Raw genomic sequence first — 794 nt, forward strand, 5'->3', positions numbered from 1 at the left:
GCGGCACAGATGCACGGTATCCAGCGCCACCGCATTGCAGGGGTAGCGAGAGCCATGGATAGCGTTCAAACCGATGACCTCGCCGGGCAGGCTGAAACCCAGCACCTGCTCGTTGCCGAGGCTGTCGTCAACAAAGGTCTTGACCATGCCGGCACGCACCGCAGCAATCGCGTCGAAGGGCTCACCGGCGCGGAAGATGTAGTCGCCCGCATGGTAGGGGCCAACGTGATCGACCATCACGTGCAGCTCGTTCAGTGCGGTCTTGTCGTAACCCTGCGAACTGCAGGCATCGGAGAATGCGCAGGTGGTGCAGAAATGCAGCTCGTCACCGTCGCTGGCAGCGGCCGGATTGGGTGTTGCAGAGCCTTGCGGGCCACGCGGTGGGGGGGCTGTTGGCGTCATTCCGGTTTCAAGCAACTACGGCCAAGGGTCGAAAGCTTGCTGCGATCATACGCCACAGCAGCTCTCCTTCATTTTCAATCAGCAGCATGTCGCCCTCACGCCGCAACCAGCCACGCTCGATGAACATGGCCACGCGTTCCCAGGCATGTTCGAAACAGGCATCGAAAGGCTGCGCATTGCGCCATTCAAACGCGCCCATGTCCAAGGCGTGATCGCAAGCCAGGCTTTGTACGACCTCATCGGTCATACGCTCATGCTCGGAAAGAATGAGCCCGGACGAAACCCCCGGTTGCCCGGCGACCAGGCAGGCACGCCAGTGGCTGGGCTCGGGCGCGATCCGGCAGATGACATCGCCGATCTGGCTGCAGGCGCCAACACCGATACCGAGCAGG

The 794-nt window shown here is 62.1% G+C and carries 3 protein-coding genes; 1 reads left to right on the forward strand and 2 read right to left on the reverse strand.

The features are described from left to right. The coding region (locus tag ABB27_RS18865) for a cyclic nucleotide-binding domain-containing protein (RefSeq protein WP_152984696.1) at positions 1-402 on the reverse strand (402 nt) is incomplete at its 3' end. Positions 403-409: 7 nt separating this feature from the next. Then, positions 410-649 (reverse strand): hypothetical protein, encoded by a 240-nt coding sequence (locus ABB27_RS20455; protein WP_057630858.1) that lies wholly within the window; start codon positions 647-649, stop codon positions 410-412. Between ABB27_RS20455 and ABB27_RS20240 the strand changes: the two genes are divergently transcribed. Continuing rightward, positions 548-794: hypothetical protein (locus tag ABB27_RS20240; protein WP_211263737.1), on the forward strand; the 247-nt coding region annotated here is incomplete at its 3' end. The genes ABB27_RS20455 and ABB27_RS20240 overlap by 102 nt on opposite strands.

Origin of the sequence: Stenotrophomonas terrae, assembly GCF_001431465.1 — a bacterium.
Taxonomy (GTDB): Bacteria; Pseudomonadota; Gammaproteobacteria; order Xanthomonadales; family Xanthomonadaceae; genus Stenotrophomonas; species Stenotrophomonas terrae.

Bases quoted from the DNA above. Each gene is read 5' to 3' on its own strand.
- ABB27_RS20455 (WP_057630858.1), bottom strand. From the start codon at position 649: ATGACCGATGAGGTCGTACAAAGCCTGGCTTGCGATCACGCCTTGGAC.